General features: G+C 71.8%; 22 protein-coding genes. All 22 read left to right on the top strand.

Annotation, left to right across the window (positions count from 1 at the left end):
• Window positions 1-230: 230 nt before the first annotated feature.
• Window positions 231-914: a GntR family transcriptional regulator gene (locus tag ACYQ02_RS07920; RefSeq protein WP_460039912.1), complete on the top strand. Its 684-nt coding sequence runs from the start codon at window positions 231-233 to the stop codon at window positions 912-914.
• A complete protein-coding gene (hpaI, locus tag ACYQ02_RS07915; RefSeq protein ID WP_460039911.1) occupies window positions 887-1,873 on the top strand; it encodes a 2,4-dihydroxyhept-2-ene-1,7-dioic acid aldolase in 987 nt (328 codons plus the stop codon). Before ACYQ02_RS07920 ends, hpaI begins: the two co-directional genes overlap by 28 nt.
• Window positions 1,870-2,640 (top strand): fumarylacetoacetate hydrolase family protein, encoded by a 771-nt coding sequence (locus tag ACYQ02_RS07910; protein ID WP_460039910.1) that lies wholly within the window; start codon window positions 1,870-1,872, stop codon window positions 2,638-2,640. The genes hpaI and ACYQ02_RS07910 overlap by 4 nt, the downstream gene beginning before the upstream one ends.
• 4 nt (window positions 2,641-2,644) lie before the next feature.
• The gene (gene hpaE / locus ACYQ02_RS07905) at window positions 2,645-4,351 is read left to right on the top strand and encodes a 5-carboxymethyl-2-hydroxymuconate semialdehyde dehydrogenase (RefSeq protein WP_460039909.1); all 1,707 of its coding nucleotides are present in this window, start codon (window positions 2,645-2,647) and stop codon (window positions 4,349-4,351) included.
• Between the two features lie 279 nt (window positions 4,352-4,630).
• Window positions 4,631-6,193: a 4-hydroxyphenylacetate 3-monooxygenase, oxygenase component gene (gene hpaB / locus ACYQ02_RS07900; protein WP_460039908.1), complete on the top strand. Its 1,563-nt coding sequence runs from the start codon at window positions 4,631-4,633 to the stop codon at window positions 6,191-6,193.
• A 13-nt stretch (window positions 6,194-6,206) separates the two neighbouring features.
• Window positions 6,207-7,445: a 3,4-dihydroxyphenylacetate 2,3-dioxygenase gene (gene hpaD / locus ACYQ02_RS07895; RefSeq protein ID WP_460039907.1), complete on the top strand. Its 1,239-nt coding sequence runs from the start codon at window positions 6,207-6,209 to the stop codon at window positions 7,443-7,445.
• 43 nt (window positions 7,446-7,488) lie between these two features.
• On the top strand, window positions 7,489-8,418 hold the full coding sequence (locus ACYQ02_RS07890) for a branched-chain amino acid ABC transporter permease (protein ID WP_460039906.1): 930 nt from the start codon (window positions 7,489-7,491) through the stop codon (window positions 8,416-8,418).
• Window positions 8,415-11,270, top strand: a complete 2,856-nt coding sequence (locus tag ACYQ02_RS07885) for a branched-chain amino acid ABC transporter ATP-binding protein/permease (protein ID WP_460039905.1) — start codon at window positions 8,415-8,417, stop codon at window positions 11,268-11,270. The genes ACYQ02_RS07890 and ACYQ02_RS07885 overlap by 4 nt, the downstream gene beginning before the upstream one ends.
• Before the next feature lie 88 nt (window positions 11,271-11,358).
• A complete protein-coding gene (locus ACYQ02_RS07880; protein WP_460039904.1) occupies window positions 11,359-12,588 on the top strand; it encodes an ABC transporter substrate-binding protein in 1,230 nt (409 codons plus the stop codon).
• A 45-nt stretch (window positions 12,589-12,633) separates the two neighbouring features.
• The gene (locus ACYQ02_RS07875) at window positions 12,634-13,638 is read left to right on the top strand and encodes an NADPH:quinone oxidoreductase family protein (RefSeq protein ID WP_460039903.1); all 1,005 of its coding nucleotides are present in this window, start codon (window positions 12,634-12,636) and stop codon (window positions 13,636-13,638) included.
• A gap of 561 nt (window positions 13,639-14,199) precedes the next feature.
• Window positions 14,200-15,435, top strand: coding sequence for an ABC transporter substrate-binding protein (locus ACYQ02_RS07870; RefSeq protein WP_460039902.1), 1,236 nt, complete (start codon window positions 14,200-14,202; stop codon window positions 15,433-15,435).
• Window positions 15,436-15,465: 30 nt separating this feature from the next.
• Entirely contained in the window at window positions 15,466-16,632 is a 1,167-nt protein-coding gene (locus ACYQ02_RS07865) for a thiolase family protein (RefSeq protein ID WP_460039901.1), read from the top strand.
• A 46-nt stretch (window positions 16,633-16,678) separates the two neighbouring features.
• Entirely contained in the window at window positions 16,679-18,421 is a 1,743-nt protein-coding gene (locus tag ACYQ02_RS07860; RefSeq protein WP_460039900.1) for a long-chain-fatty-acid--CoA ligase, read from the top strand.
• Window positions 18,418-19,293 (top strand): branched-chain amino acid ABC transporter permease, encoded by an 876-nt coding sequence (locus tag ACYQ02_RS07855; RefSeq protein WP_460039899.1) that lies wholly within the window; start codon window positions 18,418-18,420, stop codon window positions 19,291-19,293. The genes ACYQ02_RS07860 and ACYQ02_RS07855 overlap by 4 nt, the downstream gene beginning before the upstream one ends.
• Window position 19,294: 1 nt before the next feature.
• Window positions 19,295-20,503 (top strand): branched-chain amino acid ABC transporter permease, encoded by a 1,209-nt coding sequence (locus tag ACYQ02_RS07850; protein ID WP_460039898.1) that lies wholly within the window; start codon window positions 19,295-19,297, stop codon window positions 20,501-20,503.
• A complete protein-coding gene (locus tag ACYQ02_RS07845; RefSeq protein WP_460039897.1) occupies window positions 20,484-21,281 on the top strand; it encodes an ABC transporter ATP-binding protein in 798 nt (265 codons plus the stop codon). Before ACYQ02_RS07850 ends, ACYQ02_RS07845 begins: the two co-directional genes overlap by 20 nt.
• 15 nt (window positions 21,282-21,296) lie before the next feature.
• Complete coding sequence (locus tag ACYQ02_RS07840) at window positions 21,297-22,034, top strand: ABC transporter ATP-binding protein (RefSeq protein WP_460039896.1); 738 nt, start codon at window positions 21,297-21,299, stop codon at window positions 22,032-22,034.
• A gap of 151 nt (window positions 22,035-22,185) precedes the next feature.
• A complete protein-coding gene (locus ACYQ02_RS07835) occupies window positions 22,186-23,352 on the top strand; it encodes an acyl-CoA dehydrogenase family protein (protein WP_460039895.1) in 1,167 nt (388 codons plus the stop codon).
• Between the two features lie 65 nt (window positions 23,353-23,417).
• Complete coding sequence (locus ACYQ02_RS07830) at window positions 23,418-23,813, top strand: MaoC family dehydratase N-terminal domain-containing protein (protein WP_460039894.1); 396 nt, start codon at window positions 23,418-23,420, stop codon at window positions 23,811-23,813.
• 14 nt (window positions 23,814-23,827) lie between these two features.
• Entirely contained in the window at window positions 23,828-24,277 is a 450-nt protein-coding gene (locus ACYQ02_RS07825; protein WP_460039893.1) for a MaoC/PaaZ C-terminal domain-containing protein, read from the top strand.
• Window positions 24,278-24,324: 47 nt separating this feature from the next.
• On the top strand, window positions 24,325-25,077 hold the full coding sequence (locus tag ACYQ02_RS07820; protein WP_460039892.1) for an SDR family NAD(P)-dependent oxidoreductase: 753 nt from the start codon (window positions 24,325-24,327) through the stop codon (window positions 25,075-25,077).
• A gap of 227 nt (window positions 25,078-25,304) precedes the next feature.
• A complete protein-coding gene (locus ACYQ02_RS07815) occupies window positions 25,305-26,633 on the top strand; it encodes an MBL fold metallo-hydrolase (RefSeq protein ID WP_460039891.1) in 1,329 nt (442 codons plus the stop codon).
• Window positions 26,634-26,692: the final 59 nt, after the last annotated feature.

The raw sequence follows: 26,692 nt of genomic DNA, 5'->3' as shown, positions 1-26,692 counted from the left end.
CAGCAGCAGGACCCCAACGAAGGGGAGGCGAAAATCGGCGAAGGTGTTCCAAGAGATACGAAATCATTGCGATACATCCGGCTTACGGCCCGCGTTCCGTCCACAGAGCGACGGAGCAGGTTTGTTGCAGGACGTTGGATCATATATGATTTCCGATACGAGCGAGGGTGGGGACGGCTTCCGCGCGCCCCAGGGGCGGGTGGAGCCGACCCCCCAGGAGGACCCCGGCCTTGACCAGCAAGCAGGAGCTGGCCTACCAGTCCATCCGCCAGCGGATCCTGGACGGGACCTACGGGCCCGGCTACCGGCTGGTGATCGACGCCCTGGCCCGCGAGCTGGGGGTCAGCCCCGTCCCGGTCCGGGAGGCCATCCGGCGCCTGGAGGCCGAGGGCTGGGTGGTCTACCGCGCCCACGCCGGCGCCGAGGTGGCCCCCGCCGACCTGGGCCAGTGGGAGCAGCTGATGGAAGTGCTGGCCGTCCTGGAAGGGGCGGCTTCCGCCGCCGCAGCGCCCCACCTGACCCCGGCGGACCTGGAACACCTGGAGGCGATCAACCAGGCCATGGCCCAGGCCCTCGACCGGGTCGACGTCATGGCCTTCAGCCGGCTCAACCGGCAGTTCCACTTCGCCATCTACGCCGGTTGTCCCAACCCCTACCTCACTGAACTCCTGCACCAGACCTGGGACCGGCTGGACCGCATCCGCAGCACCATCTTCCGCTACGTCCCCCACCGGGGTTGGGAGTCCATCGCCGAGCACCGCCAGTTGCTCGACCTGATTCGCAGGGGCGCGGAATCCGGCGCCATCGAAGCCTTCGCCCGCCAGCACAAGCTCCGCACCGTCGCCGCCTACCGGACCCGCACCGCCCAAGAGGGGAGGCCGACGGCATGGCCAGCACGGCGAGCCGGGACGTGACCCGGCTCAAGGGGTCCATCGTCCCCCTGGTGACCCCCTTCCGCCCCGACGGGGCCATCGACGAGAAGGCCCTGGTCGAGCTGATCGAGTGGCAGATCGACAGCGGCAGCCATGGCATCTCCGTCTGCGGCACGACCGGCGAGCCCAGCGCCCTGTCCCTGGAGGAGCGGGAGCAGGTGATGGAGCTGGCCGCCCGTACCATCCGGGGACGGGTCCCGTTCATCCCGGGCACCGGTACCAACAACCTGGAGGAGACCCTGCGCCTCACCCGCTTCGCCCAGCGGCTGGGGGCCGACGCGGCCCTGGTCATCGTCCCCTACTACAACCGGCCGTCCCAGGAGGGCCTCTATCGCTACTTCCGGCAGCTGGCGCAGGCGGTGGAGCTCCCGCTGATCCTCTACAACATCCCGGGCCGGACGGCGGTGAACCTGGAGCCGGCCACCATGGCCCGGCTGAGGCGCGACTGCCCCAACATCATCGGGGTGAAGGAGTCCAACAAGGACTTCGAGCAGGTATCCAAGGTCCTCCACGCATGCGGGCGGGACTTTCACGTGTACTCGGGCATCGAGCTGCTCTGCTACCCCATGCTGGCGGTGGGCGGTGTGGGCCACTTCAGCGCCACGGCCAACGTCCTGCCCCGGGAGGTGGCAGCCCTTTACGACCACGTGGCGGCCGGCCGCTGGCGGGAGGCCATCGATCTTCACTACCACCTGCTGCCGATGAACGAGGCCCTGTTCCTCGAGACCAACCCCGGGCCGGTGAAGTGGGTCTTGGGCCAGCTGGGCCGGATCCACCCCGCCTACCGCCCGCCGCTGTGCGAGCCGTCGCCGGCCAACCAGGAGCGGCTGCGGCAGGTGATGGCCCTCTACGGCTTGGATGCCGCCGGCGCCAGCCCCGCCCCGGGGAGTGCCGGGGAGGCGGCCCCCGGCCTGCGGGCGGCTGGGGGGACGACCCCGTGAAGCGGGCCCGGTTCCTGGCCGCCGGCCGGTACCACGAGGGCTACCTGGCCGAGCCCGGCGTCCTGGTCGACGAGGCCGGCCGGGCCCATGGCGAGGACCAGGTGGTCTTCCTGCCCCCCGTGGCGCCGGGCAAGGTGATCGGCCTGGCCCTGAACTACGCCGACCACGCCGCCGAGCTGTCGCTGGCGGTGCCGGAGGAACCGGCCCTGTTCTTCAAGCCGCCCAATACCTGGGTCGGCCACCGCGCCCCGGTGGTGGTGCCGGCGGGCGCCGGGTTCGTCCATTACGAGATCGAGCTCGGGGTGGTCATCGGCCGCCGCTGCCGCCGGGTGCCTCCGGAACGGGCGTACGACGTCATCGCCGGCTATACCATCGCCAACGACGTGACGGTGCGGGACTTCATCACCAACGTCTACCGGCCGCCGGTCAAGGCCAAGGGCTGGGACACCTTCTGCCCCCTGGGGCCCTATCTCGTGGAGGGGGAGATCGCCGACCCCCACGCCCTGGGGATGCGGGTCTACGTCAACGGCCAGTTGCGGCAACAGGGGCACACCTCCCAGATGCTGCGGCGGATTCCCGACCTGGTCGCCTACCTCAGCGAGTTCATGACCTTGGAGCCCGGCGATGTGATCCTGACGGGGACGCCCAAGGGGATCAGCCCGGTTAAGCCGGGCGACGTGATGCGGCTGGAGATCGACGGGCTGGGGGCCCTGGAGAACCCGGTCCAGGAGGAACCGGCCTTCCAGGGCCCGTCCGGGGGAGCGTGAAGCCATGGGCGGAGCGACGGACGAGGCGGCGGGCCGGGGGGCCGGCCCCGGCCCGGAGGCGGTGATGCCGGCGGGAGCAGGGATGGGGATGGAGGCGGCAGCGGGCCGGCCGGCCGCTGGGCAGCCCGCCCCGGTGGCCGGCGCGGGATCGTCCCGGGTGACGGCCGCGGCGCCCGCCCCGGGCCCCGCGCCGGGCGGTGCGCGGGAAACGGCGGCCGGCGTCCCGATCCCCCGGCAGGTTCTCCACTTCATCGGCGGCCGGTTCGTCCCCTCGCGGTCGGGCCGGTTCTTCCCCACCCTGAACCCGGCGAACAACCGGCCCCTGGCCGAGGCGGCGGAAGGGGGGCCGGAGGACGTGGACGCCGCGGTCCAGGCGGCCCGGCGAGCCTTCGACGAGGGGCCGTGGCCGCGGATGCTGCCCGCCGAGCGGGCCCGCTACCTCGAGCGGATCGCCGACGGGATCGAGGCGCGGGCGGAAGCCATCGCCCGGGCGGAGGTCCTGGACACGGGCATGCCCATCAGCCAGGCCCGGGGGCAGGCGGCCCGGGCGGCGGAGAACTTCCGCTTCTTCGCCCGGCGGATCCAGGACCTGGGCGGCCACGCCTGGCAGGTGGGGGGCCGGTTCGTCAACTACGTGGTCCACAAGCCCGTGGGGGTGGCGGGCCTGATCACCCCCTGGAACACGCCCTTCATGCTGGCCACCTGGAAGGTGGCGCCGTGCCTGGCGGCGGGGAACACCTGCGTCCTGAAGCCCGCCGAGTGGTCGCCCCTGTCGGCCCACCTGCTGGCGGAGATCGTGGCGGAGGCGGGGCTGCCGGAGGGCGTGTTCAACGTGGTCCACGGCTTTGGCGAGCCGGCGGGGGCGGCGCTGGTGGCCCACCCGGCGGTGAACCTGATCTCCTTCACCGGCGAGACCACCACGGGCAAGGCGATCATGGCCAACGGCGCCGCCACCTTGAAGCGCTACTCCTTCGAGCTGGGCGGGAAATCGCCGGTGGTGATCTTCGCCGACGCGGACCTGGAGCGGGCGGTGGACGCCGCGGTCTTCGGGGTCTTCTCCTTGAACGGCGAGCGGTGCACGGCGGGGTCGCGGCTGCTGATCGAGGAGCCGGTGTACCGCGATGTGGTGGACGCCGTGGCCCGGCGGGCGGCACGGATCCGCACCGGCGACCCGGCCGATCCGGCCACCGAGCTGGGGCCGCTGATCCACCCCGACCACTGGCGGCGGGTCATGGGCTATGTGGAGGCCGGGAGGGCGGAGGGGGCGGAGCTCTTGACGGGCGGGCGGCGGCCCCCGGGGCTTCCGCCGGAGCTGGCCGAGGGGAACTTCCTCGAGGCGACGGTCTTCGCCGGGGCCCGGCCGGGTATGAAGGTGTTCGACGAGGAGATCTTCGGGCCGGTGGTGGTGGCGACGCCCTTCCGCACGGAGGACGAGGCGGTCCGCCTGGCCAACGCCGTGCGCTACGGGCTGGCGGCCTACGTCTGGACCCGGGACGTGGGCCGGGCCCACCGGGTGGGGCAGGCCATCGACGCCGGCATGGTGTGGCTCAATTCGCAGAACGTGCGCGACCTGCGGACGCCCTTCGGCGGGATGAAGGACAGCGGCATCGGCCGGGAGGGCGGCGACTACAGCTTCGAGTTCTACTGCGAGCGGCAGGTGATCCACGTGGCCCTGGGGGAGCACCCGATCCCGCGCTTCGGGGCGGGATGAACGGGGGCGGGGCGGGTCGCCCGGCGGGCACGGCCGGCCGCGTCCGGCGGGCACGGCAGGCTGGGTCCGGCAGGCACGGCAGCCCGCGCCCGGCGGATGCGGCAGGCCGGGTCGGGGCGGCCGGTTCGCCGGGCGACCGGGCCACCACCCGGGGTAAGGGCCAGGAAGCGCACCGGGCGGGCCGGGCTGGGGCCGGTTCGTCCGGACGAACCGGCCCGGCGTGCGGCAGGCCGGCGGCCGCCGGGACGCCGGGCGGCGACGCCCGCGAGGAGGGGGATCATGCCGGCACGGGACGGTCGTGCCTACGTGGAGGCGCTCAACGCCTCCCGGCGCGACGTGCTGATCCACGGGGAGCGGGTGACAGGCCGCATCGCCGACCACCCCGCCTTCCGCAATCTCGTCCGCACCTACGCGGAGCTCTACGACCTCCAGCACCGGCCGGAGCTGCGGCACGTGATGACCTACCCGTCGCCCACCACCGGGGAGGCGGTGGGGGTGCAGTTCCTGCTGCCCCGGACCCGGGACGACCTGGCCCGGCGCCGGGCCTTCATGCAGGTCTGGGCGGAATACAGCGGCGGCATGCTGGGCCGGACGGCCGACTACCTCAGCGGCGCCATCACCGCCATGGCCGGCGCGGCGGAATGGTTCGCCCAGGCCGAGCCCGCCTTCGGGGAGAACATCCGCCGGTATTACGAGTACATCCGGGAGAACGACCTCTTGCTGACCCACACCCTGATCAACCCCCAGGCCAACCGGGCGGCCGGGCCGGCAGGGCAGAAGGACCCCTACCTGGCGGCGCGGATTGTCAAGCACACCGACCGGGGGATCGTGATCCGCGGCGCGCGGATGCTGGCCACCCTGGGCCCCATCGCCGACGAGATCATGGTCTTCCCGTCGACCCTGCTCAAGGCGACGCCGGAGGACGAGCCCTACTCCTACGCCTTCGCCATCCCCTGCGATGCGCCGGGGCTGCGGTTCCTCTGCCGCGAGAGCTTCGATTACGGGCGCAGCCGGTTCGACCACCCGCTGGGGTCCCGGTTCGACGAGATCGACGCCATCGTGATCTTCGACGACGTGCTGGTCCCCTACGAGCGGTGCTTCATGATCGGCCACCCCGAGCTCTGCAACGGCCTCTACGCCGAGACGTCGGCTACCGTCTTCATGACCCACCAGGTCATGGTGAAGAACCTGGCCAAGACGGAGTTCCTCCTGGGCCTCGTGTCGCTGCTGACCGACGCCATCCAGATCGAGCGGTTCCAGCACGTGCAGGAGAAGGTGGCGGAGCTCATCATCGCCCGGGAGATCCTGGCGAGCCTGCTGCGGGCGGCGGAGGTCGACGCGGCGCCCAACCGCTGGGGGGTGATGACCCCCGCCTGGGGGCCCCTGAACGCCGGCCGTAACTGGTTCCCCAAGGTGTATCAGCGGTTCGTAGAGATCATCCGGCAGCTGGGGGCCAGCGGCTTGATGGCCCTGCCCACCGAGGGCGACGTGTCGGGGCCGGGGCGGGCCGACGTGGAGCGCTACCTGCAGGCGGCGACCCTGGACGGCGTGGAGCGGGTGCGGCTGTTCCGCCTGGCCTGGGATGCGGCCCTCTCCGCCTTCGCCGGGCGCCAGGCGCTGTACGAGTACTTCTTCTTCGGCGACCCGGTGCGGATGGCGGGGGCGCTGGTGGCGAGCTACGACCGGGAGCCCTTCAAGGAGCGGGTGCGGCGATTCCTGGCCGGCGGGGACGCGGAGCGCCCGGCGGACGAACCGGGACCCGCTGCCCGCGGGGCCCGGCCGGACGCCGCTCCCGCATCGGGAGGACCCGGCGCAGCCGGGGCCGCGGTGGCGGGCCTGTGAGGGGGGCCTGGCGATGGTCGAGATGCGCTGGGAGCGGCCGCCCTTCGACATCGTCCGGGCGGCCCACGCGGAGCTGCTGGTGGCGGACCTGGAGGCCTCCCGCCACTTCTACGTCGACCTGCTGGGGTTCGTGGTGACGGAGGAGGCGCCCGGCGCCCTCTACCTGCGGGGCTACGAGGAGCAGGTGCACCACAGCCTGGTCCTGCGGCAGCAGCCCGGCGGTCTGGGGCCGGGGCCGGGGAAGGGGGCGGCGGCGGTCCGGGCGGGCGGGGCCTGGGGTGAGCGGGCTCAAGGCCCCGCGGGGCCGCCGGCGGCGGTGCGGGAGGTGCCGGAAGCGCAGGGGCCGGCGGCCGGCCACAGCCCGCGGGATCCGGCCCCGGGCGGGTTCGGCTCTGGCCCGGGGTCGCCCGGGGCGGACCGCAGCCCGTTCGGGCCGGACCCGGGGATCCCGGCCGCCGCCCACCTGGCCTACCGGGTTGCCGCCGAAGGCGACCTGGACCGCCTGGCCGCGTTCTTCCAGGAACGGGGCTGCCCCGTGCGCTGGGTCGAGGCCGGGGAGGAACCCGGCCAGGGCCGCGCCCTGCGGGTCCAGGACCCCCTGGGCTTTCCCGTGGAGTTCTTCTGCCGGATGGAGCGGGCGGAGCGGCTGTTGCAACGGTTCGACCGGTACCGGGGCGCCCACGTCCTGCGGCTGGACCACTTCAACCTGCACGTCCCCGACGTGCAGGCGGCCTTCGACCACTACCGGGCCCTGGGCTTCCGCTGCTCCGAGTACACCGCCACCGACCCGCCGGGGCCGGGGGAGAAGCTCTGGGCCGCCTGGATGTATCGCAAGCCCAATGTCCACGACGTGGCCCTGATGAACGGCGACGGGCCGCGCCTCCACCACCTGGGGTTCTGGGTCAGCGACACCCAGAGCGTGCTGCGGGCTTGCGACATCCTGGCCGCGGCCGGCCGGGCGGGGGCCATCGAGCGGGGACCCGGGCGGCACGGGCTGAGCAACGCCTTCTTCGTCTACCTGCGCGATCCCGACGGCCACCGGATCGAGCTATACACCTCGGACTACTACACCGGCGATCCCGACTTTGAGCCCATCCGCTGGAGCGTCAACGACCCGCGGCGGGGGACGTTCTGGGGCCACGCGGCCCCCGCCAGCTGGTTCGAGGAGTCGAGCCGCGTGCTGGACCTGGACGGCCGGCCGGTGCCGGTGGAACCGGCCCGGCTCTCGGAGCGACCGCAGACGGTGACGTGAGGGAGGAAGGGTTCCGGCCCCGGGGGGTGGCAGGGGCCTTGAGGTGGCCAAGGGGGTGTGGGGGGTGCCGGGCGATGTGGCGGCGCAGATTCCCCAGCTGGTGCTTTCCGGCGTCATGGTGGGGATGATCTACGCCTTGTTAGGGCTGGGGCTGGTGGTGACGTATACCACCACCCGCATCGTCAACGTGGCCATCGGCGAGTTTGCCATGATCGGGACCTTGACCGCGGCGAGCCTGACCGGGGCCGGGGTGCCCCTCGGGCTGGCGGTGCTGGCCGGGCTGGCGGCCGGAACCGCCGTGGGGTGGGGGGTGTACGATCTCGCCATGCGCCCGCTCCTGGCCCGGCAGGCTCCGGTCCTGTCCCTGCTGATCCTCTCCATCGCCCTCCACCTGGTCCTCAAGGGCTTGGGGCTCGTGGTCTGGGGCACGGAGGCGTACCGGCTGCCGCCTTTCTCCGGCGGGCCGCCCCTGACGGTGGGGACGGCGGTGCTGACCCGTCAGGGGCTCTGGATCATCGGGGCGGCCCTGGCCTTGATGGCGGCGTTGTGGTTGGGCTTTACCCGCACCTTGCGGGGCAAGGCCTTGGTCGCCAGCGCCATCAACCCGGTGGGGGCCCGGTTGATGGGCATCCCGGTGCTGGCCATGGGGCGCCAGGCCTTCGTCCTCAGCGCCCTCTTGGCCGCGGCGGGCGGCATCCTGATCGCCCCCCAGACCCTGGCCGATTACGACATGGGGCTGATGCTGGGTCTCAAAGGCTTTGTCGGCGCAGTGCTGGGCGGCATGCGGGACTATCCCAAGGTGGTGGCCGGTTGCCTCGCCCTGGGGGTGGCTGAATCCCTGGTGGCCGGCCTGTTGCCATCGGGTTACAGGGACGCCGTCGCCTTCCTGTTGCTGGTAGCCGTTCTGATTGCCCGGGCGATTCCCGTCTTGCGGCACGGTGTCCTGGCCGCGGAGGAGGCGGCTCAGGAATGAGCGGGTCCCGGACTGCCGCCCTGGCCGCCGCAGGGGGCCTGTTGCTCTGGGCGCTCCTCCCGTGGCTGGTCGCCGGGGTGCTCTCCCTGTCCGTGTTCGTCCTGATCGCCCTGTACGTGCCGATCGTCGTGGGGCTTTCGGTGCTGGCCGGCTTCACCGGCCAGGTCTCCTTGGGACAAGCCGCCTTCTACGGGCTGGGGGCCTACCTTTCGGCCATCCTGGCCACCCGGTACGGCTGGAGCCCCTGGCTCAGCATGCCCGCCGCCGTCGTCCTGACCGGGCTCATCGCCTATGCCGTCGGCCGTCCGATCCTGGTCCTTCGCGGCCACTACCTGGTGGTCGCCACCCTTGGCCTCAACATCATTGTCGAAGTGTTGATTCGTGAGCTCTACAACTGGACAGGTGGCCCCAGCGGTCTGACGGGCATCCCGCCCCTCGCCCTGGGCGGGCTGGTCATCCGGGGCGATCGGGGTTTCTACTATCTGGCCACCCTGCTGGCAGTGGCCAGCGTCGTGACGTCGGGCCTGCTGGTGCGGTCCCGGGTGGGCCGGGCCCTGCAAGCCATCGCCGCCAGCGAGACGGCGGCGGAGACCCTTGGCATCGACGCCGCGGCTTACAAGGCCCGGGTCTTCGTCTGGAGCGCCGTCCTGGCGGCCGCCTCCGGGACCCTCTACGCCCATTGGGTGGGGTACCTCAGCCCGTCCCCCTTCAGCTTCCACTTCTCGGTGGAGCTTCTGGTGATGGCGGTTCTCGGCGGCCTGGCGTCCTTGCCGGGGGCGATCTTCGGCACGGCGGTCACCGTGCTCTTGCGCGAGCAGTTGCGCAAGACCATCTCCTCCCTGGCAGGGGGAGCCGGTGCCGAGTATGAGGTCATCGTCTACGGGCTGATCCTGTCGGTGGTGATGATCTTTGCCCCGGGCGGGCTATGGCCGGCTGCCAGCGGTTGGGTGCGGCGGCGGTGGCCCGCCAGGGGAACCGGCACGGTGCCGGGTTCAAGCCCTGCCCTTGCGGCTGCCGGGTTGACACCGGCCCCCGGCACCGGGGAGGCATCCGTGGCACCTGGCGGTGGGACGGGCTCGGGCCCGGTGCCGGTGGGACAGCCCGTGACCCTGTCTGGAACGAGCCCGCCAACCCTGGGCGCACCCCCCGGGGCCAGCGGCCGGGCGGCGGGTGGCCCGGCCCCGGCAAACCCCATTCTGGAGATCCAGGGGCTGAGCCGCCGGTTCGGGGGTCTCATCGCCCTCCAGGATGTGGGGCTCGCCGTTGCCCAGGGCACCGTCTACGCCATCATCGGCCCGAACGGGGCGGGCAAGACCACCTTGTTCAACGTGATCTCCGGAGTCCTCGCCCCCTCGGCGGGAACGGTCCGGGTGGGTGGGCGGGACGTCACGGGCTGGCCTGCCCACCGGATCGCCGGGCTGGGGGTGGCCCGGACCTTCCAGACGCCGCGGCTCGTCCCCCACCTGAGCGTGTTGGACAACGTCCTCATCGGGATGCACCGGCACCTGCGAACCGGGTTCTCGGGAGCATTGCTCGGCTTGGGGCGTCGGGAGGATCAGCGGGCTGCCCGGGAGGCCCAGCGGCTTTTGGCCCTGGTAGGGCTCGAGGATTACGCGGCCGCTCCGGCGGGGTCGCTGCCCTTCGGCTTGCAGCGTCTCGTCGAGGTGGCCCGGTGCATGGCCCTGGACCCGGCCCTCCTTCTGCTGGACGAACCCGCCTCGGGGCTCAGCGGAGAGGAACGCCAGGGCCTGGTGGCCGTCATTGAGCGGATCCGCGCCCGCGGGACCACGGTGGTCCTGGTGGAACACGACGTGTCCCTGGTGATGCAGGTGGCCGAGCGAATCCTCGTCCTGCACCACGGCCAGGTGCTGGCGGAAGGGTCGCCGGAGGCCGTACGGAGCGATCCCGCGGTGATCGAAGCCTACCTGGGGCGCCGCCGTGTCTTGATGGCTGCGGACCGGCCCGCTGCGGGCCCGTTAGGACCCGCCCCGACCACCGGAACCGATTCACGACTCAGGGTCCGGCCCGCCGCCACAGAGCCGGCGGCGGGGGCTGGCCCCCGAACCGGCGGGGCCCCTGACGGGGCTCCCACCGGGGCCGATCGGGTCAGCCCCAGCCCCCTACTTGTCGTGCGGGATCTCCGGGCGGGCTACGGAGATCTGAAAGTGTTGCGTGGGGCCGGTTTTCAGGTGGACCGTGGGGAAGTCGTCGCCATCGTGGGGCCCAATGGCGCGGGCAAGTCCACGCTGCTCAAGGCGATCATGGGCCTCATCCCTGCCCAGGGGCGGGTGGAACTGGCCGGCCGGGACCTCTCCGCGTTGGAGCCGGAGCAGCGGACCCGGTTGGGCCTCGCCCTCGTACCGGAGCGCCGCCAGTTGCTCTGGACCATGACGGTGGCCGATCACCTCCGCCTGAGCCGGTTTGCCCGCCAGGCTCCCCGCGACCCGTCCGGCCCTGCGCCAGCAGACCCGCCAACCGCGGCCGACGAGGTCTGGGATCTCTTCCCCATCTTGCGAGAGCGGCGCCACCAGCGGGCCCTCACGTTGTCAGGCGGCCAGCAACAGATGCTGGCCATCGCCCGGGCGCTGGTGGCAGAACCCCAGGTCTTGCTCCTCGATGAACCGCTGTTGGGGCTGGCGCCCCAGGTGGTCGACCGCATCCTGGAGGTGGTCGAGCACCTGCGGCAGCGCGGGCTTGCCATCGTGCTCGTCGAGCAGAATGCCGCGGCGGTCCTGCCGGTGGCCCAGCGGGTTTACACGTGCCGGCAGGGCCGGCTTTGGGAGGTCGAGGCCGAGGCCCGGGAAGACCTGTTGCGACTGGAGGCCGCCTTTCTGGGCGGGCGTCAGGGTTGAGGGGGGTGGGACCGGCGACGGCGATGGGAACGGCCGTGGACGGTTGCAGGCGGCATCCAAACAAATTCATGTCGGGGGGGCTTGGGGGATGCGTCGATCCTTGAAGCAGGTCGCCATCTTGGGTGTGGTGGCCTTGATCATGGCCGCTTGCGGCGGAGGGACATCCCCTGCCGGAGGAACCGGCGGGGGCGGCGGCACAGCCGGCTCAGGCGGTGAGGGGACGCCGATCAAGATCGGGGTGGTCGTGTCCATCACGGGCAACGCCAGTTCCCTCGGCGAGCCGGAACGCAACACCGTCGAGCTGTTCAAGGACGAGTTCGGTCAGATCGCCGGGCACCCGGTCCAGTGGATCGTGCGGGACGACGCCAGCGATCCCACCCAGACGGTGGTTCAGGTGAACCGCCTGATCACGGAAGAGGGCGTGGCGGCTGTGGTCTGTTGCACCACGACGCCAAGCAGCATGGCCATCATCGAGGCGGTCCAGCAGCAGCAGGTGCCGAACATCTCCCTGGCCGCCGGCGCCCAGATCGTCACCCCTGCTGCGGACCGGAAATGGGTGTTCAAGACGCCGCAAAACGACGCCCTGATGGTGGACGTGCTGGTGGATCACATGGTGGCCAACGGGATCAAGCGCGTCGCCTTCATCGGCTTCAACGACGCCTACGGCGACGGCGGCCGGCAGGCGTTCCGCCAGGCGGCTGCGGCCAAGGGCATCGAGATCACCACGGAGGAAAGCTTCGCCCGCACGGACCGGGATGTCTCGGGACAGATCGCCCGGATGCGGGCGACGAATCCCGACGCCTACTTGATCTGGGCGATTCCCCCGGGTGCCAACGTGGCCCAGCAGAACATGAAAGACATGAACATCACGGCGCCGATCTACCAGAGCCACGGGGTGGCGAACCGCAACTTCCTCGAACTCGGCGGGGCATCCGTGGAGGGCACCCTCCTGCCCGCCGGGAAGCTGCTGGTTGCCGAGCATCTGCCCGACAGCGACCCGCAGAAGCCGGTGCTGCTTGAATACAAGCGCCGCTATGAGGAGCGCTATGGCGAGGGTTCGGCCAACACCTTCGGCGGTCATGCCTACGACGCGATGTTGATCTTGCGGGAGGCGATCCAGAGGGCGGTCGAGGGTGGTGCCGATCCCGCGGACCTGGCCGGTTTCCGCACGGCCTTGCGCGATGCCATCGAGCAAACGCGGGACCTGGTCGGCATCTCGGGGATCTTCACCTACTCGCCAGAAGACCATCACGGTCTGGACCGGCGGGCCGCCGTCATGATCAAGGTTGTCAACAACGACTGGGCCTTGGCCGAATGACTGCAGTGAAGGCCCTGCGAAGGAGCCGGTGAGGAGGGGGGTCCATTGCGCGCCTGGCTGGTTGAGCGGCTCGGCCCGCCGGCCGAGGTCCTGCGCCTGGCGGAGGTTCCCGAGCCCGAGGTGCAACCGGGCACCGTCAAGATCCAGGTGGAAGCCGCCGCCCTGAACTTCCTGGACATCCTGCTTTGTCTCGGCCAGTACCAGGAGCGGCCCCCGTTGCCCTTCACCCCGGGGGCCGAGGTGGCAGGCACCGTGGTCGAAGCGGGGCCGGGTTCGTCCTACCGGGTGGGGGACCGGGTGGTGGCATTGCCCGTGTTGCCCCGGGGCGGCTTTGCCGAGCGGGTCGTGGTTCCGGAGGAACGGGTCTACCCCGTGGCCCCCGGCATGCCGCCGGACGACGCGGCCGCCTTCCTGATCGCCTTCCACACCGCCGACTATGCCCTCCGTCACCGGGCGGGCCTGCGGCCCGGGGAGGTGTTGCTGGTCCACGCCGGAGCCGGCGGGGTGGGTTCAGCGGCAATCCAGCTGGGCGTCGCCATGGGCGCCCGGGTGCTGGCGACGGCCGGCGGCGCCGAGAAGGTGGAACGGTGCCGGCGCCTGGGGGCCGAACGGGCCATCGACTACCGCGAGGAGGACTTCGTCGAAGCGGTCAAGGAGGCGACGGGCGGGCGGGGGGCCGACGTGATCTTCGATCCCGTGGGCGGCGACGTGTTCGATCGCTCCCGGCGCTGCGTGGCGCCGGAGGGACGGATCCTGGTCATCGGCTTCGCGGGGGGCGGGATCCCCCAGATCCCGGCCAACCACGTGCTGGTCAAGAATTACACGGTGGTGGGCATCCACTGGGGTTACCGGGCCCGGCTCGATCCGGCGGCCGTCCGCAGCGACCACCGCCACCTGCTCGACCTCTACCAGCGGCAGGCGATCCGGCCCGTGATCTACCGGCGCTACCCCTTCACCGGGCTGGTGGAGGCCCTGGGGGACCTGGCCGGGCGGCGGTCCTACGGCAAGCTGGTGCTGCAAGGAGCGACGCCGGACGGGTCGCCGGGGTGAACACCCCGTCGCCGGGTGAGCACCCCAGCGGAAAGGAAACGGGAGCCATCAGCGGGCCCGCCGATCAACCCGCACCCTGCCCCCTGGCCGGTCAACGGCACCGCCCGGGGGGCAGGGTGCGGTTTTCCGCCGGCAAACGGTGGCCCCGGCCGGGAGGACCTGACGGCCGGCAGGTGGAAAGTACGGCACCCAAGACAACCAGGCCGCCTTGCCCGCGGGGGCTGTCCCGGCCGAGGCCGGCGCCCGCCCTGCAGGGGGTCCCCGCGGGCCGGTTCGTCCCACCAACCTTTGCCGAGGGCCGTTGGCAACGGCCTTCCGACCTGCAGCGACCGGACCCAGGACGGCCTCCCCATCCGGAAGGAGGTGAAGGACGGGGAGCCCCACCACCAAGACGGGTCACCAACCGATCGCGGCACCCTACGGCGTGGGCCACGGCGTGGTCGTGAGGGCCCACGGACCGTCGCCCGCTGTGCGGCGGCGGGGGACGGGACCGGGGAGGTGCCCGGGCGAGGATGCTTGTTCGTCTGGGGAATGCGTCAGGACAGGGGGGTACCGGCCGACATGGCAGGTGGAACCAAGGGTAGGCGGCGGGCCGCTCTGGCCCTGCTGCTGGTAGCAGGATTGCTGGCCCTGGCCGGTTGTGGCGGGGGCGGCCAGCCCGCCGGGGGCGGCGCGGGTGGTTCGTCCCAGGGTGGAACCGGCGGCCAGCCCGTACCCGGCGTCACCGCCGACACCGTGGTCGTCGGCACCTTCATGCCCCTCTCGGGGCCCGCGGCGGCCTGGGGCGAGCTGGCCAAGGGGCTGAAGGCCTACTTCACCTACGTCAACGAGCAGGGCGGCGTCAACGGGCGGAAGTTCAAGTTCATCGTCGAGGACGACCAGTACCAGCCCTCCCGCAGCGTGGCAGCGGCCAAGAAGCTGGTGGAGCAGGACCAGGTCTTCGCCCTGGTGGCGCCGGTGGGCACCTCGAACCTGACGGCGGTGCGGGATTACCTGAAGCAGCACGGGGTGCCCGTGGTGGCCTACATGAACGGCGCCACCAAGTTCTCGCAACCCGTCGACCCCCTCCTCTTTGCGGGCCTCATGTCCTACAAGCGGGAAGCCAATTTGCTGGTGCGCTACGCGGTGGAAACCCTCAAGATCACCAAGCTCGGCGTCTTCTACCAGAACGACGACTTCGGCCGGGACGGCCTGGAGGGCGCCAAGGCGGCGGCCGCCCGGATGGGGGCCCAGATCGTCGCCGAGGTGAGCTACGCCCCGGCCGACGTCAGCGTGGCGGCCCAGGCCCTCCGGCTCAAGGAGGCGGGGGCCGAAGGCGTGCTGATCTGGTCCACCGTCAAGCACGCCGCCCTGCTGATGCAGGAAGCCCAGAAGATCGGCTACAAACCCAAATGGCTTGCCAGCGCCGTGGTGACCAGCCCGTCCCTCATCGAGCTGGCCGGCGAGGCCGCCCAGGGGACGTACTTCGCCGCCTATTCGGCCACCGTCACCGACACCGACCACCCGGTGGTCAAGGAGTTCCTCGAGCTCTATCCCAAGTACGAGAAGACGCCGATCACCCCGACGAACCTGACGGGGTGGGCAGCCGCCCGCCTGTTCGTCGAGGCGGTGCGGCGGGCCGGTCCGGACCTGACGCGGGAGAGCCTCATCGCCGCCCTGGAGAGCATGCAGGACTTCGAGAGCCTCGGCCCGGTGACGTACACCAAGGACGATCACTCGGGCTATCGCCAGGGCTTCATCCGGCAGCTCCAGGGCCAGCAGTTCGTCCGGGTCAGCGACTGGATCCCGGCCGAGTGACGGCCGGATGAGGGGAGAGGGGGCGGGGTCGTGGGGGAGCCCGTGATCGTCAGCGCCGTGCGGACGGCGGTCGCCCGGGTGGGCGGGGGGCTGGCGCCCTTGCAGGCCCACCAGTTCGGCGCCGTGGTCCTGCGGGCGGCCCTGGAGCGGGCCGGCGTGGACGGCGCGGAAGTGGACGACGTGATCCTGGGCAACGTGCTCTCCGGGGGCGGCAACATCGCCCGGCTGACGGCCCTGGAGGCGGGGCTGCCGGTGACGGTGCCGGGCATGACCGTGGACCGCCAGTGCGGCAGCGGCCTGCAGGCCATCGTGCTGGCGGCCGCGCTGATCCGGGCCGGGCAGGGCCGGATCTACCTGGCCGGAGGGACCGAGAGCATGACGCGGGCGCCGTTCCTGATGGAGCGCCCGGCCCAGGCCTTTCCCCGGACCCCTCCCCGCTTCCTCCGCTTCCAGCTGGCACCCGAGGCCATCGGGAACCCGCCCATGGGCATCACGGCGGAGAACGTGGCCGCACGCTACGGCATCTCCCGGGAGGAGCAGGACGCCTTTGCCCTGGAGAGCCACCGGCGGGCCGTCCGGGCCCAGGGGGCCGGGGATTTCGACGACGAGATCGTCCCCGTGCCGGTGCCGACCGGCAAGGGCCAGGCGGCGCCCTTCGCCCGGGACGAGCACCCGCGGCCCGACACCTCCTTGGAGAAGCTGGCCGCCCTGCCGCCGGTCTTCAAGGAAGGCGGGACGGTGACGGCGGGGAACTCCTGCGGCATCAACGACGGGGCCGCCGCCGTGGTGGTGATGGACGCCGCCGAGGCGGAACGGCGGGGGTTGCGCCCGCTGGGCCGGATCCTGGGCTGGGCAGTGGCCGGGGTCGACCCCAACTACATGGGCATGGGGCCGGTGCCGGCGACCCGCAAGGTGCTGGAGGCCACCGGTGTCCGGCTGGAGGACCTGGACCAGATCGAGTTGAACGAGGCCTTCGCCGCCCAGGCCCTGGCCTGCATCCGGGAGCTGGGGGTCGATCCGGAGCGGGTCAACCCCGATGGGGGCGCCATCGCCCTCGGGCACCCCCTGGGGGCCACGGGGGCCATCCTGGTGACCAAGCTTCTCGGGGGGCTGCGGCGCAGGGGCGGGCGGCTCGGCCTGGTCACCGCCTGCATCGGCGGGGGCCAGGGGATCGCCGCCCTGATCGAGCGGCTGTGACGGGCACAAGCGGCCCGGATTGGCGAGAGGGGGTGCGGGAAGGGGGTTGGGGGACCCCCTTCCCACCGGCATGGAGGAACGGGTGTGGCACCGGTTCTACCGGCCCGGGGCGCGACGGACCCTGGACTACCCGGAGATCCCGCTCTACCGCCTGCTGGACGACCGGGCGGCCCGGAATCCCGATCTGGTCGCCCTGGCCTTTTACGGCCAGCAGCTCAGCTACGGGCAGCTGGCCGTCCTGACCCGCCGGTTTGCCCGGGCCCTGCTGGACCGGGGGTTCGAGCCCGGGGAGCGGGTCCTGCTGATGTTGCCCAACTGCCCGGCCTATGTAATCGCCTATTACGGGGTCCTGCGGGCCGGTGGCATCGCCGTCGGCATCAACCCGCTTTACGTGGAGCGGGAGATCGCCTTCGTCGCCCAGGACGCGGGCGCCCGCTGGATCGTCACCGCGGGCGAGTTCTACCCCCGGGTGCGGGCGGTGCTGGACCAAACACCCCTGGAACATGTGGTTCTGGTCCAGCTGGCGGCTCCGGTGGAACCCGGCCCCGAGGCCGTGCGCTTCGAGGCGCTGCTGGCGTCGGCCTCGGGGGAGGAAGCCGGCGTGGCCGTGGGCGCCCATGACGTGGCGGTCCTGCAGTACACGGGAGGCACCACGGGGACGCCCAAGGGGGCCATGTTGACCCATTTCAACCTGGTGGCCAACGTCCTGCAGCTGGCCGAAATGGGGGATCCCACGGAACCCGGGGAGACCAGGATCCTGACCATCCTGCCCCTCTTCCACTCCTACGGCATGACCACGTGCATGAACCTGGGGATCTACCACGGCTCCCGCCTGGTCCTGCTGCCGCGGTTCGACATCGACCAGGTGATGCAGGCGATCAAGGAGCACCAGATCACCGCCTTCCCCGGCGTTCCGACCATGTACGTGGCGGTGCTCAACTACCCCAATGCCGAGGCCTACGGCATCCAGAACATCAAGACCATCGGGTCCGGCGGCAGCGCCCTGCCCGTGGAGGTGGCCGATACCTTCGAGCGCAAGTTCGGCGCCAAGATCGGCGAGGGGTACGGGCTGTCCGAGGCCTCGCCCGTCACCCACGTCAACCCCAACTGGGCCCCCGGGATCCAGCGGCGGGGATCCATCGGGATCCCCCTGCCCGATACCGACGCCCGCATCGTCGACGCGGCGACGGGCGAGCGGGTGCTGGGGCCGGGGGAGGAAGGGGAGCTGGTGATCCGCGGCCCCCAGGTGATGAAGGGCTACTGGAACCGGCCGGAGGAAACCCAGCACGCCTTGCGGGACGGGTGGCTTTACACCGGCGACATCGCCCGGATGGACGAGGATGGCTTCTTCTACATCGTCGACCGGAAGAAGGACATGATCATCGTCTCGGGTTACAACGTCTACCCCCGGGAGGTGGAGGAGGTTCTCTATACCCACCCGGCGGTGCTGGAGGCGGCGGTCATCGGCGTGCCGGACCCCTACAAGGGGGAGGTGCCCCGGGCCTTCGTGGTCTGCAAGCCGGGACAGCAGGTGGCGGAAGAGGAGCTGATCGACTTCTGCCGGCGGCACCTGGCCCCCTACAAGGTGCCCCGGTCGGTGGAGTTCCGCACCGAGCTGCCCAAGACCATGGTCGGGAAGATCCTGCGCCGGGTCCTGCGGGAACAGGCGATGGCCGCGGGGGCCGGGTCTGCGGCCCCGGCCGCTGAAGGGCCGCGTTCCACCGAGGCGGATGGGGCCGGCGCCCCGACCCGTTCGGGCGGTCCCGGCGCCGGGGAGGCGGGGGCATGATCACCGTCCTGCAGAACCTGGTGGGCGGGCTGTCGGCCGGAAGCCTCTATGCCCTGGTGGCCGTCGGCCTGGTCACCGTGTTCAAGGCGACGGGGATCATCAACTTCGCCCAGGGCGAGATTGCCATGGTGGCGACCTTCCTCGGCCTGGTGGCCCTGCAGCAGATGGGGCTTGGCTACTGGGAGGCCTTCCTCTTCGGTACCCTGGCGGCGGCGGCCCTCGGCCTGCTGCTGGAGCGCCTGTTCCTCCGCCCGCTGCTTCACGTCTCCCACGTCAGCCAGATCATGGTGACCATCGGCCTCGGGATGATCCTCAACGGCATGGCCGGCCTCCAGTGGGGTTACGAGCCGCGGGCGTTCCCGGCGCCCGTGGGCGGGGCGCCCTTGAACCTGGGTGGGGTGGCCGTCAGCGCCGACCACCTGGCGGTCCTGGGGGTCGCGGTGGTGGCCATGTCCGCCCTGTTCCTGTTCTACCGGTATACCCGCCTGGGGGCCGCGGTGCGGGCCGTGGCCCAGAACCTGCCGGCGGCCCAGCTGATGGGGATCCCCGCCGGCCGGGTCTTTGCCGTCACCTGGGCGGTGGCGGCGGGCCTGGGCGGGATCGCGGGGATGCTGATCGCCCCGGCCACGTCCCTGGAGCCCAACTTCATGGCCGAGGTGCTGATCAAGGGGTTCGCCGCCGCCATCCTCGGCGGGATCACCAGCCTGCCCGGCGCCGTGGTGGGCGGCCTGCTGCTGGGGGTGCTGGAGACGGCCGTGGCCGGCTTCGTCTCCACGGACCTCAAGAACGTGTTCTCCTTCAGCTTGATCCTGCTGGTGTTGATCTTGCGGCCCCACGGGCTGCTCGGCCAGCCGGCCGCGAGGAGGGTCTAGCATGGCCGGTCTCTTCCTGGGCACGCGGCGCAGGACGGCAGAGCCGGTCCCGGGCGCGCCGGCGGGGTCGCCGGGGCCGGCGGCAGGCGGAGCCGCCGGCGGGGCCTTCCACCCTGCCCCATCCGGCCAGGCCGCAGCAGGCCCCGGATCGGCCGGTCGCCGCCGGGGGACGGGCTGGCTGGGCTCCCTGGGGGCGGGGGCGGCGGTCCTGCTCCTGCCCCTCCTGATCCCGGGTAGCACGTACATCCACTATCTCGTGGCCCTGATGGCCATCTGGGGCATCGCCGCCCTGGGGCTCAACCTGCTGATCGGTGTGGCCGGCCAGATCTCCCTGGGCCACGCCGGGTTCATGGCCATCGGATCCTACACCGCGGCGCTGCTGGCGGCCAAGGCAGGGGCCTCCTTCCCCGTGGCCCTGCTGGGGGCGGCGGCGGTGACCGGCGCCGTGGGCTTTCTCATGGGGCTTCCCGCCCTGCGGCTCCACGGGCACTACCTGGCCCTGGCCAGCATCAGCTTCGGCGCCGCCGTGCCCGAGATCGTCCTTCAGTGGGACACCCTGACCGGTGGCCATGCGGGCGTGCTGGTGCCCCGCCCCACCCTGGGACCGTGGCAACTGGCCACGGAGCGCCACGTCTACTACCTGGCGTGGGTCACGGCCTTCCTTCTCATGGTCCTGGCGGCCAACCTGCTGCGTTCCCGGATCGGCCGGGCCTTGATGGTCCTGCGGGAGAGCGATGTGCTGGCCCAGTCCCTGGGGATCAACCTGGTCACGTACAAGACCCTGGCCTTTACCGTCAGCGCCGTCTATGCCGGCATCGCCGGCGGCCTCTACGCCTACCTGGTCGGATTCATCAGCCCCTTCGACTTCACCCTCACCTCGTCCATCGGCCTTGTGGCCATGATCGTCTTCGGCGGGCTCGCCTCGGTGCCGGGTTCCTTCCTGGGGGCGGCGGCGCTGACGGCGCTGCTGCAGACCTTCAGCCGGATGCCGGGGTGGCTGTCCATCATCGAAGGGGCCATCATCGTCCTCTTCGCCATGTTCCTCCCCGGGGGCCTGGTCTCGATCCCGGCGCGGTGGCGGGCCGCCTTCAGCCGCCGGCGGGCCCGCCGGGCGGGTGGGGCGGAGTCGCCGGTGGCGGCCGCCGCGATGGCGGCCACGGCGGGACCGCCTGGGGAGGGGGGTGGGCGCGGTGGCCCTTTTAGCCGTTGAGGGGCTGACCGTCCGCTTCGGCGGGCTGGTCGCCCTCTCCGACGTGGACCTGTCGGTGGAGGAAGGGACCATCCACGGGCTCATCGGCCCCAACGGGGCGGGTAAGTCGACGCTGTTCAACGTGCTGAGCCGGTTCGTCCAGCCCAGCGCGGGCCAGGTGCGCTTCGACGGCCGGGATCTGCTGCGCGTGCCGCCCCACGGGGTGAGCGGGCTCGGCATGGCCCGGACCTTTCAGAACGTCCTGCTCTGCCAGCGACTCACCGTGCTGGACAACGTGCTCACAGGCCTGCACGTCCGGCTGCCCGTCTCCTTCTGGGGCGCCGCCCTGCGCCTGCCGGCATCCGTCCGGGCCGAGGCCGAGGCCCGTGCCCGGGCGATGGAGGTCCTGGAGTGGGTGGGCCTGGCCCCATGGGCCCACCGGCGGGTGGCCGAACTGCCCTTCGGCGCCCAGAAGCGGGTGGAACTGGCCCGGGCGCTGATCGGCCGGCCCCGGCTCCTGCTGCTGGACGAGCCGGCCGCGGGGCTGGCCGACGCCGACCGGCGGCAGATGGCGGCCCTGATCGCCCGGCTGCGGGACGAGCGGGGCACCACGGTGGTGATGGTGGAGCACGACCTGGGCCTGGTGATGGACCTGTGCGAGAAGGTCACCGTGCTGGACTTCGGGCGGGTGATCGCCGAAGGCCCGCCGGAGACGGTGCGCCACGATCCCGCGGTGATCGCCGCCTACATCGGCCGGGCAGGCGAGCCCGGCGCCGCGGGGGCCGGTTCGTCCGGGTGAGGACCGGGGGGAGCCATGGTGCTGGAACTGAGGGATGTCCACGTCGCATACGGCAGCGTGCAGGCCCTGGCGGGGGTCTCCCTGCGGGTTGAGGCGGGCGAACTGGTGGCCCTGCTGGGGCCCAACGGGGCCGGCAAGTCGACCACCCTGCGGGCCATCTCGCGGCTGGTCCCGCTGGCCAGGGGGTCGATCCTGCTGGACGGGGGGGTGCCCCTGCACCAGCGGGCTCCCGAGGCCGTGGTCCGCCTCGGGGTGGTGCAGGTGCCCGAGGGGCGGCAGATCTTCCCCGAGCTGACGGTGGAAGAGAACCTTTGGGCCGGCGCCTTCACCCGCCGTAACCGGGCTGCGATCCGCCGGGATCTGGAGGCGGTGTACCAGCGGTTCCCGCGGCTGAAGGAGCGGCGGCACCAGCTGGGCGGGACCCTCTCCGGCGGCGAGCAACAGATGCTGGCCATCGGCCGGGCGCTGATGGCCCGGCCCCGGCTGCTCCTCCTGGACGAACCGTCCATGGGCCTCTCGCCCCGCCTGGTGGAAGAGGTCTTTGCCATCATCGACGGACTGCACCGGGAGGGCGTGGCCATCCTGCTGGTGGAGCAGAACGCCCACATGGCCCTGCAGGTGGCCGACCGCGCGTACGTGCTGGAGAACGGCCGGGTCGTCCTGGCCGGGACGGCCCGGGATCTGGCCTCGCGGGAGGACGTGTGGGGTGCCTACACGGGCCTGCGCGGCGGTACCGGCGGCGCCTTGGGATGAAGGTTGGGGATCCCGCGCCGGAGGCCGGGCGAGCCCTGGCTCCGGCCAGGCCGTTGCTACGGGAGGCGGACGGTCCGGGTACGGAAGGACCGGCATCCGGCAGGATGAGCCGGAGGAACATGGAAATCAGGAGGCTGGAGGTGTCTCCCGCATGGATTTCGCCCTGACGCCGGAACAGAAGATGATCGTCGAGACGGTGCGGGAGTTCGTCAAACGCGAGCTGATGCCGCTGGAGCGGGAGATGCAGCGGGCGGAGCTGGAGGGCCGGCGCTTCCCCGACCCCGAGACCCACCGGCAACTGCAGCTCAAGGCCAAGGAGATCGGCCTCTGGGGGCTCATGACTCCGCCCGAGTACGGCGGGGCCGGGTTCGACTACGTGACCACCTGCCTGATCCTCATGGAGACGGCCAAGAGCTTTGTCCCCTTCAACTACGGCGGCTCGGCCGACAACATCCTCTTCGCCTGCAACGAGGAGCAGAAGAAGCGCTACCTGATCCCCACCATCAACGGCGAGCGGCGGAGCTGCTTCGCCCTGACGGAGCCCACCGCCGGGTCCGATGCCACCAACATCCGCATGACGGCGGTGAAGGACGGGCGCGAGTGGGTCTTGAACGGCGAGAAGATCTTCATCACCGGGGGCCTGGAGGCCGACTTCGCCATCGTCTTTGCCGTCACCGACAAGGAGAAGGGCGCCCGTGGCGGCATCACCTGCTTTTTGGTCGACCGGGAGATGGGGTGGAAGTCCTACCCCATCGCCACCATGGGCGGCTGGAGCCCGGCCCGCCTGGTGTTCCAGGACGTGCGGGTGCCGGAGGAGAACATCCTGGGGGAGATCGGCCGGGGCTTCGAGCTGGCGATGAAGTGGATCGGCAACGGCCGGGTGCTGATCCCGGCCCGGGCCGTGGGCCAGGCGGAGCGGCTGCTGCAGATGGGCGTCGACTACGCCCGCCAGCGGGTGGCCTTCGGCCATCCCATCGGGGAATACCAGGCGATCCAGTGGATGCTGGCCGACAGCGCCGTGGAGATCCAGCAGGTCAAGTGGCTGGTGCTTCACGCGGCCTGGAAGGCGGACCAGGGCAAGGACGTGCGCCACGAGGCGTCCATGGCCAAGCTGGCCGGCGCCAACATGATCTGGCGGGTGGCCGACCGGGTGATGCAGATCCACGGGGGCATGGGCTACACCAAGGAGATGCCCATCGAGCGGGTGTTGCGGGACGTGCGGGTCTACCGGATCTACGAGGGCACCGACGAGATCCAGCGCCGGACCATCGCCCGCAACCTGCTGCGCGATGTGGTGCGCATCGGCACGTGGGACTGAGCCGGGAATAGGCGGGCCGGAACCCGCCCGGGCAGGCTCGGAACCCGACGGAGGGGGGCCGCGGCATGGCCATCGACCGTTCTTTGATCGGTAAGGAATCGCCCGAAGAGGTCTTCGAGGTGGAAAAGGGCGCCATCCGCAAGTTCGCGGAGGCCATTGGCGATCCCCACCCCGCCTTCCGCAGCGGGGAGATCGCCCCGCCCACCTTTCCCACCACCTTCCGCATGGGGATCCCCGGGGTGAACCTGGAGCTCAGCCGGGTCCTCCACGGGGAACAGGAGTACCGGTACCGGCGTCCCATCCGGGCAGGCGACGTCCTGCGCTGCAAGACCCGGGTGGCCGACGTCTACGAGCGGGAGGGCCGCCTGGGGAAGATGACCTTCCTGGTCACCGAGATCGAGGGGCGGGACGCGGCGGGCGAGCTGGTCTTCACGGGGCGGAGCACCATCATCGTGCGCTGAAGGGGGGCGTTGGGGTGAGCGAGCCGGTTCCCCTCAAGACGCCGGCGGTGCGGTGGGAGCCCGGGGTGGAACTCCCGCCGCTGGCCAAAGACCCCATCACCAAGGTCCAGCTGGTCAAGTACGCCGGCGCGTCGGGCGATTACAACCTGATCCACACCGACGACGAGACCGCCCGGCGGGTGGGCCTGGACGGCGTCATCGCCCACGGCATGCTGAGCATGGGCTTCCTCGGCCAGTACCTGGTCCACCTGGCAGGGCCGGAGAACGTGCGAAGCCTCAAGGTCCGCTTCCGCCAGATGGTGAGGCCGGGGGACGTGCTGACCTGCAAGGGCCGGGTGGCCGAGGTGACGGAGGAACCCGGCGGTCGCCGGCGGGTCCGCCTGGAGGTGTGGGCGGAGAACCAGAAGGGCGAGGCGGTCACCACCGGCGAGGGCGAGGTGCTGGTGCCGGCCGGTTCGTCCTGACGGGGCAGCGTCGTCCTGACGGGGCAGCGAGGGAAAGGAGGATCCGGATGCGCTTTGCCGATCGGGTCGCCCTGGTCACCGGCGGCGGCCGGGGCATCGGCGCCGCCACGGCCCTGCGGTTTGCCCGCGAGGGGGCGGCGGTGGTGGTGTCCGACGTCGATGAGGGGCCGGCGGAGGAGGTGGCCTCCCAGATCCGCCAGGAGGGCGGCAAGGCCCTCGGCGTGGCCTGCGACGTCCGCGACCGCGGGCAGGTCGAGGCCATGGTGCAGAAGGCCGTGGAGACCTTCGGCCGGCTGGATTTCCTGGTCACCTGCGCCGGGATCATCCGCGACAACCTGATCCACAAGATGACCGACGACGACTGGGACGGGGTCATCGACACCCACCTCAAGGGCACCTTCCTCTGCGCCCAGGCGGCCCAGCGGGTGATGGTACCCCAGCGGTACGGGAAGATGGTCTTCCTCTCGTCCACCTCGGCCCTGGGCAACCGCGGCCAGACCAACTACTCGGCCGCCAAGGCGGGGATCCAGGGCATGGCGCGGACCCTGGCCATCGAGCTGGGGCCCTTCAACATCAACGTCAACGCCGTGGCGCCGGGGTTCATCGAGACGCGGATGACCCGGGCCGTGGCGGAACGCACGGGGGTCGACTTCGAGGAGCTCAAGAAGGCCGCCGCCGAGCGGACGCCCCTGCGCCGGGTGGGCCAGCCCGAGGACGTGGCCGGCGTCATCGCCTTCCTGTGCAGCGAGGATGCGAGCTACGTCTCGGGCCAGGTGATCTACGTCCGCGGCGGTCCGTGAGGACGAACCGGCTCCCGCAGGGCGGCCCCGGCGGCATCCCGCGGCCGGGGCCGCCGGCTTTTGCGGACGCCAGCGGCGGCGGCGTTTTGCCAATTACCGGGAACGGCAGGCCCGGGGCCGCGTTGGCGGGTGCCGGCGTCGAGCGGGGCCGCCGGCCGGCCGCCACGGGGCCGTCGCCACGGGGCCTGTCGCCTCCCGTTGATGGACTGCAGGGGATGATACCAACGTTGCGCTCTACAGCTGCCGACCGGCTGCCCGAGCGGCCGGTGGAAGAGAACTGCTGGGAACTGGCGCCTGGCCTCTACCGCATCCAGCTGCCGCTCCCGTGGGACGTCCCCTTCGTCAATGCCTACCTGATCCAGGCCCCCGGCGGGTGGATCCTGGTGGACGCCGGGGTGGGGACGCCCGCCAGCCTGCGGGCCCTGGGCTGGGCGCTGCGGGCCGCCGGGGTGCCCGAGGGCGGCCTGGCCGCCATCCTGCTCACCCACCGCCACCCGGACCACGCCGGCGACGTGATCGCCGTGGGGCGGCGGTGGGGTGGGGCCGTGTACGTCCACCCCGCTGACATGGACCTGGACCGGGTCGACCCGGCCGCGTTGGAGGCCTGGATCCGCCTGACGGGCATGCCCGCGGAGGTCATGGACACCCTGCTGCGCCGGGCCGAGCGGATGCCCCTGCCCGGTGATGTCGTGCTGTATCCCCAGGTACCTCCCCTGGCCGGCGGCGATGGGGCACCAGCATCCCCGGCCCGCGGCGACGGGGAAGGGGCAACGGGGACCGGGGGTCGCGGGGAGGTGGCGGGGACCGCTGGCGGTGGTGGGGACGTCACGCGGGGGACCCGAAGGGAGGGCGATGGGGCGCCCAGCCACGGGGCGGCGAGCCGCGGCGCCCGGGAGATCTCGCGCCGTGCTCCCGGCGGGGCGGAGGTGGCGGGGCAGGCGGCAGGCCAGGCGGCAGGCCGCAAGATCAGGCTCTTGCCCGTGGCTTCCTTCTCCGTTGCCGGCCTGGAGCTGGAGGTGGTCCACGTCCCTGGCCATGCCCCCGGCCACGTCATGTTGCACGTCCCCGCCAAGGGGTGGGTGTTGACCGGGGATCACGTGCTGCCCCGGGCGGGGATCAACGTTTGGGCCAATCCGGCCGGCCCCGCCGACCCCCTGGGGGCCTATCTGGACAACCTGGCGGCCGTCGAACACCTGGATCGGCTCTGGGGGATCGGAGGGTCCGGCGAGGCGGAGGGACGGCCTGGGCCCGGCCTGGTTCTTCCGGGACACGGGTTGCCCTGGCGGGGGCCCATGAGGCCCCACGCCGCCGCCCTGGTCGAGTGGCACCAGCAGGCCGCCCTGGCCCTGCGGGACCGCTTGCCGGACGAACCCGGCCCCACGGCCTTCGAGATCGTGGCCGCCCGGCGCCCCGACGACGCCCGCCAGAAGCCCCACCGGCTGCGCGGCGCCGTAGCGGAGACCCTGGCCTTCCTGTTGTGGCTCGAGGGCCAGGGACTGGCGGGCCGCCGGGGCGAGGCACCGGCCCGCTGGTACCGGTTCCGCGGGCGGGATTGACCGACCATGGTGGCATGTCCGGCAAGGCAGGCTCATAGACATGCATCGGGGTCGTCCAT

This window comes from Thermaerobacter litoralis (genome assembly GCF_054654595.1).
This window is presented reverse-complemented; position numbering and strand designations above follow the sequence as displayed.

What these genes read in the sequence shown, in the direction of transcription:
- hpaE (WP_460039909.1), top strand. Translation starts at nt 2,645, where the DNA reads ATGGGCGGAGCGACGGACGAGGCGGCGGGCCGGGGGGCCGGCCCCGGC.
- ACYQ02_RS07850 (WP_460039898.1), top strand. Translation starts at nt 19,295, where the DNA reads ATGGCCGGTCTCTTCCTGGGCACGCGGCGCAGGACGGCAGAGCCGGTC.
- ACYQ02_RS07880 (WP_460039904.1), top strand. Translation starts at nt 11,359, where the DNA reads ATGCGTCGATCCTTGAAGCAGGTCGCCATCTTGGGTGTGGTGGCCTTG.
- hpaI (WP_460039911.1), top strand. Translation starts at nt 887, where the DNA reads ATGGCCAGCACGGCGAGCCGGGACGTGACCCGGCTCAAGGGGTCCATC.
- hpaD (WP_460039907.1), top strand. Translation starts at nt 6,207, where the DNA reads ATGGTCGAGATGCGCTGGGAGCGGCCGCCCTTCGACATCGTCCGGGCG.
- ACYQ02_RS07855 (WP_460039899.1), top strand. Translation starts at nt 18,418, where the DNA reads ATGATCACCGTCCTGCAGAACCTGGTGGGCGGGCTGTCGGCCGGAAGC.
- ACYQ02_RS07840 (WP_460039896.1), top strand. Translation starts at nt 21,297, where the DNA reads ATGGTGCTGGAACTGAGGGATGTCCACGTCGCATACGGCAGCGTGCAG.
- ACYQ02_RS07885 (WP_460039905.1), top strand. Translation starts at nt 8,415, where the DNA reads ATGAGCGGGTCCCGGACTGCCGCCCTGGCCGCCGCAGGGGGCCTGTTG.
- ACYQ02_RS07835 (WP_460039895.1), top strand. Translation starts at nt 22,186, where the DNA reads ATGGATTTCGCCCTGACGCCGGAACAGAAGATGATCGTCGAGACGGTG.
- ACYQ02_RS07870 (WP_460039902.1), top strand. Translation starts at nt 14,200, where the DNA reads ATGGCAGGTGGAACCAAGGGTAGGCGGCGGGCCGCTCTGGCCCTGCTG.
- ACYQ02_RS07820 (WP_460039892.1), top strand. Translation starts at nt 24,325, where the DNA reads ATGCGCTTTGCCGATCGGGTCGCCCTGGTCACCGGCGGCGGCCGGGGC.
- hpaB (WP_460039908.1), top strand. Translation starts at nt 4,631, where the DNA reads ATGCCGGCACGGGACGGTCGTGCCTACGTGGAGGCGCTCAACGCCTCC.
- ACYQ02_RS07830 (WP_460039894.1), top strand. Translation starts at nt 23,418, where the DNA reads ATGGCCATCGACCGTTCTTTGATCGGTAAGGAATCGCCCGAAGAGGTC.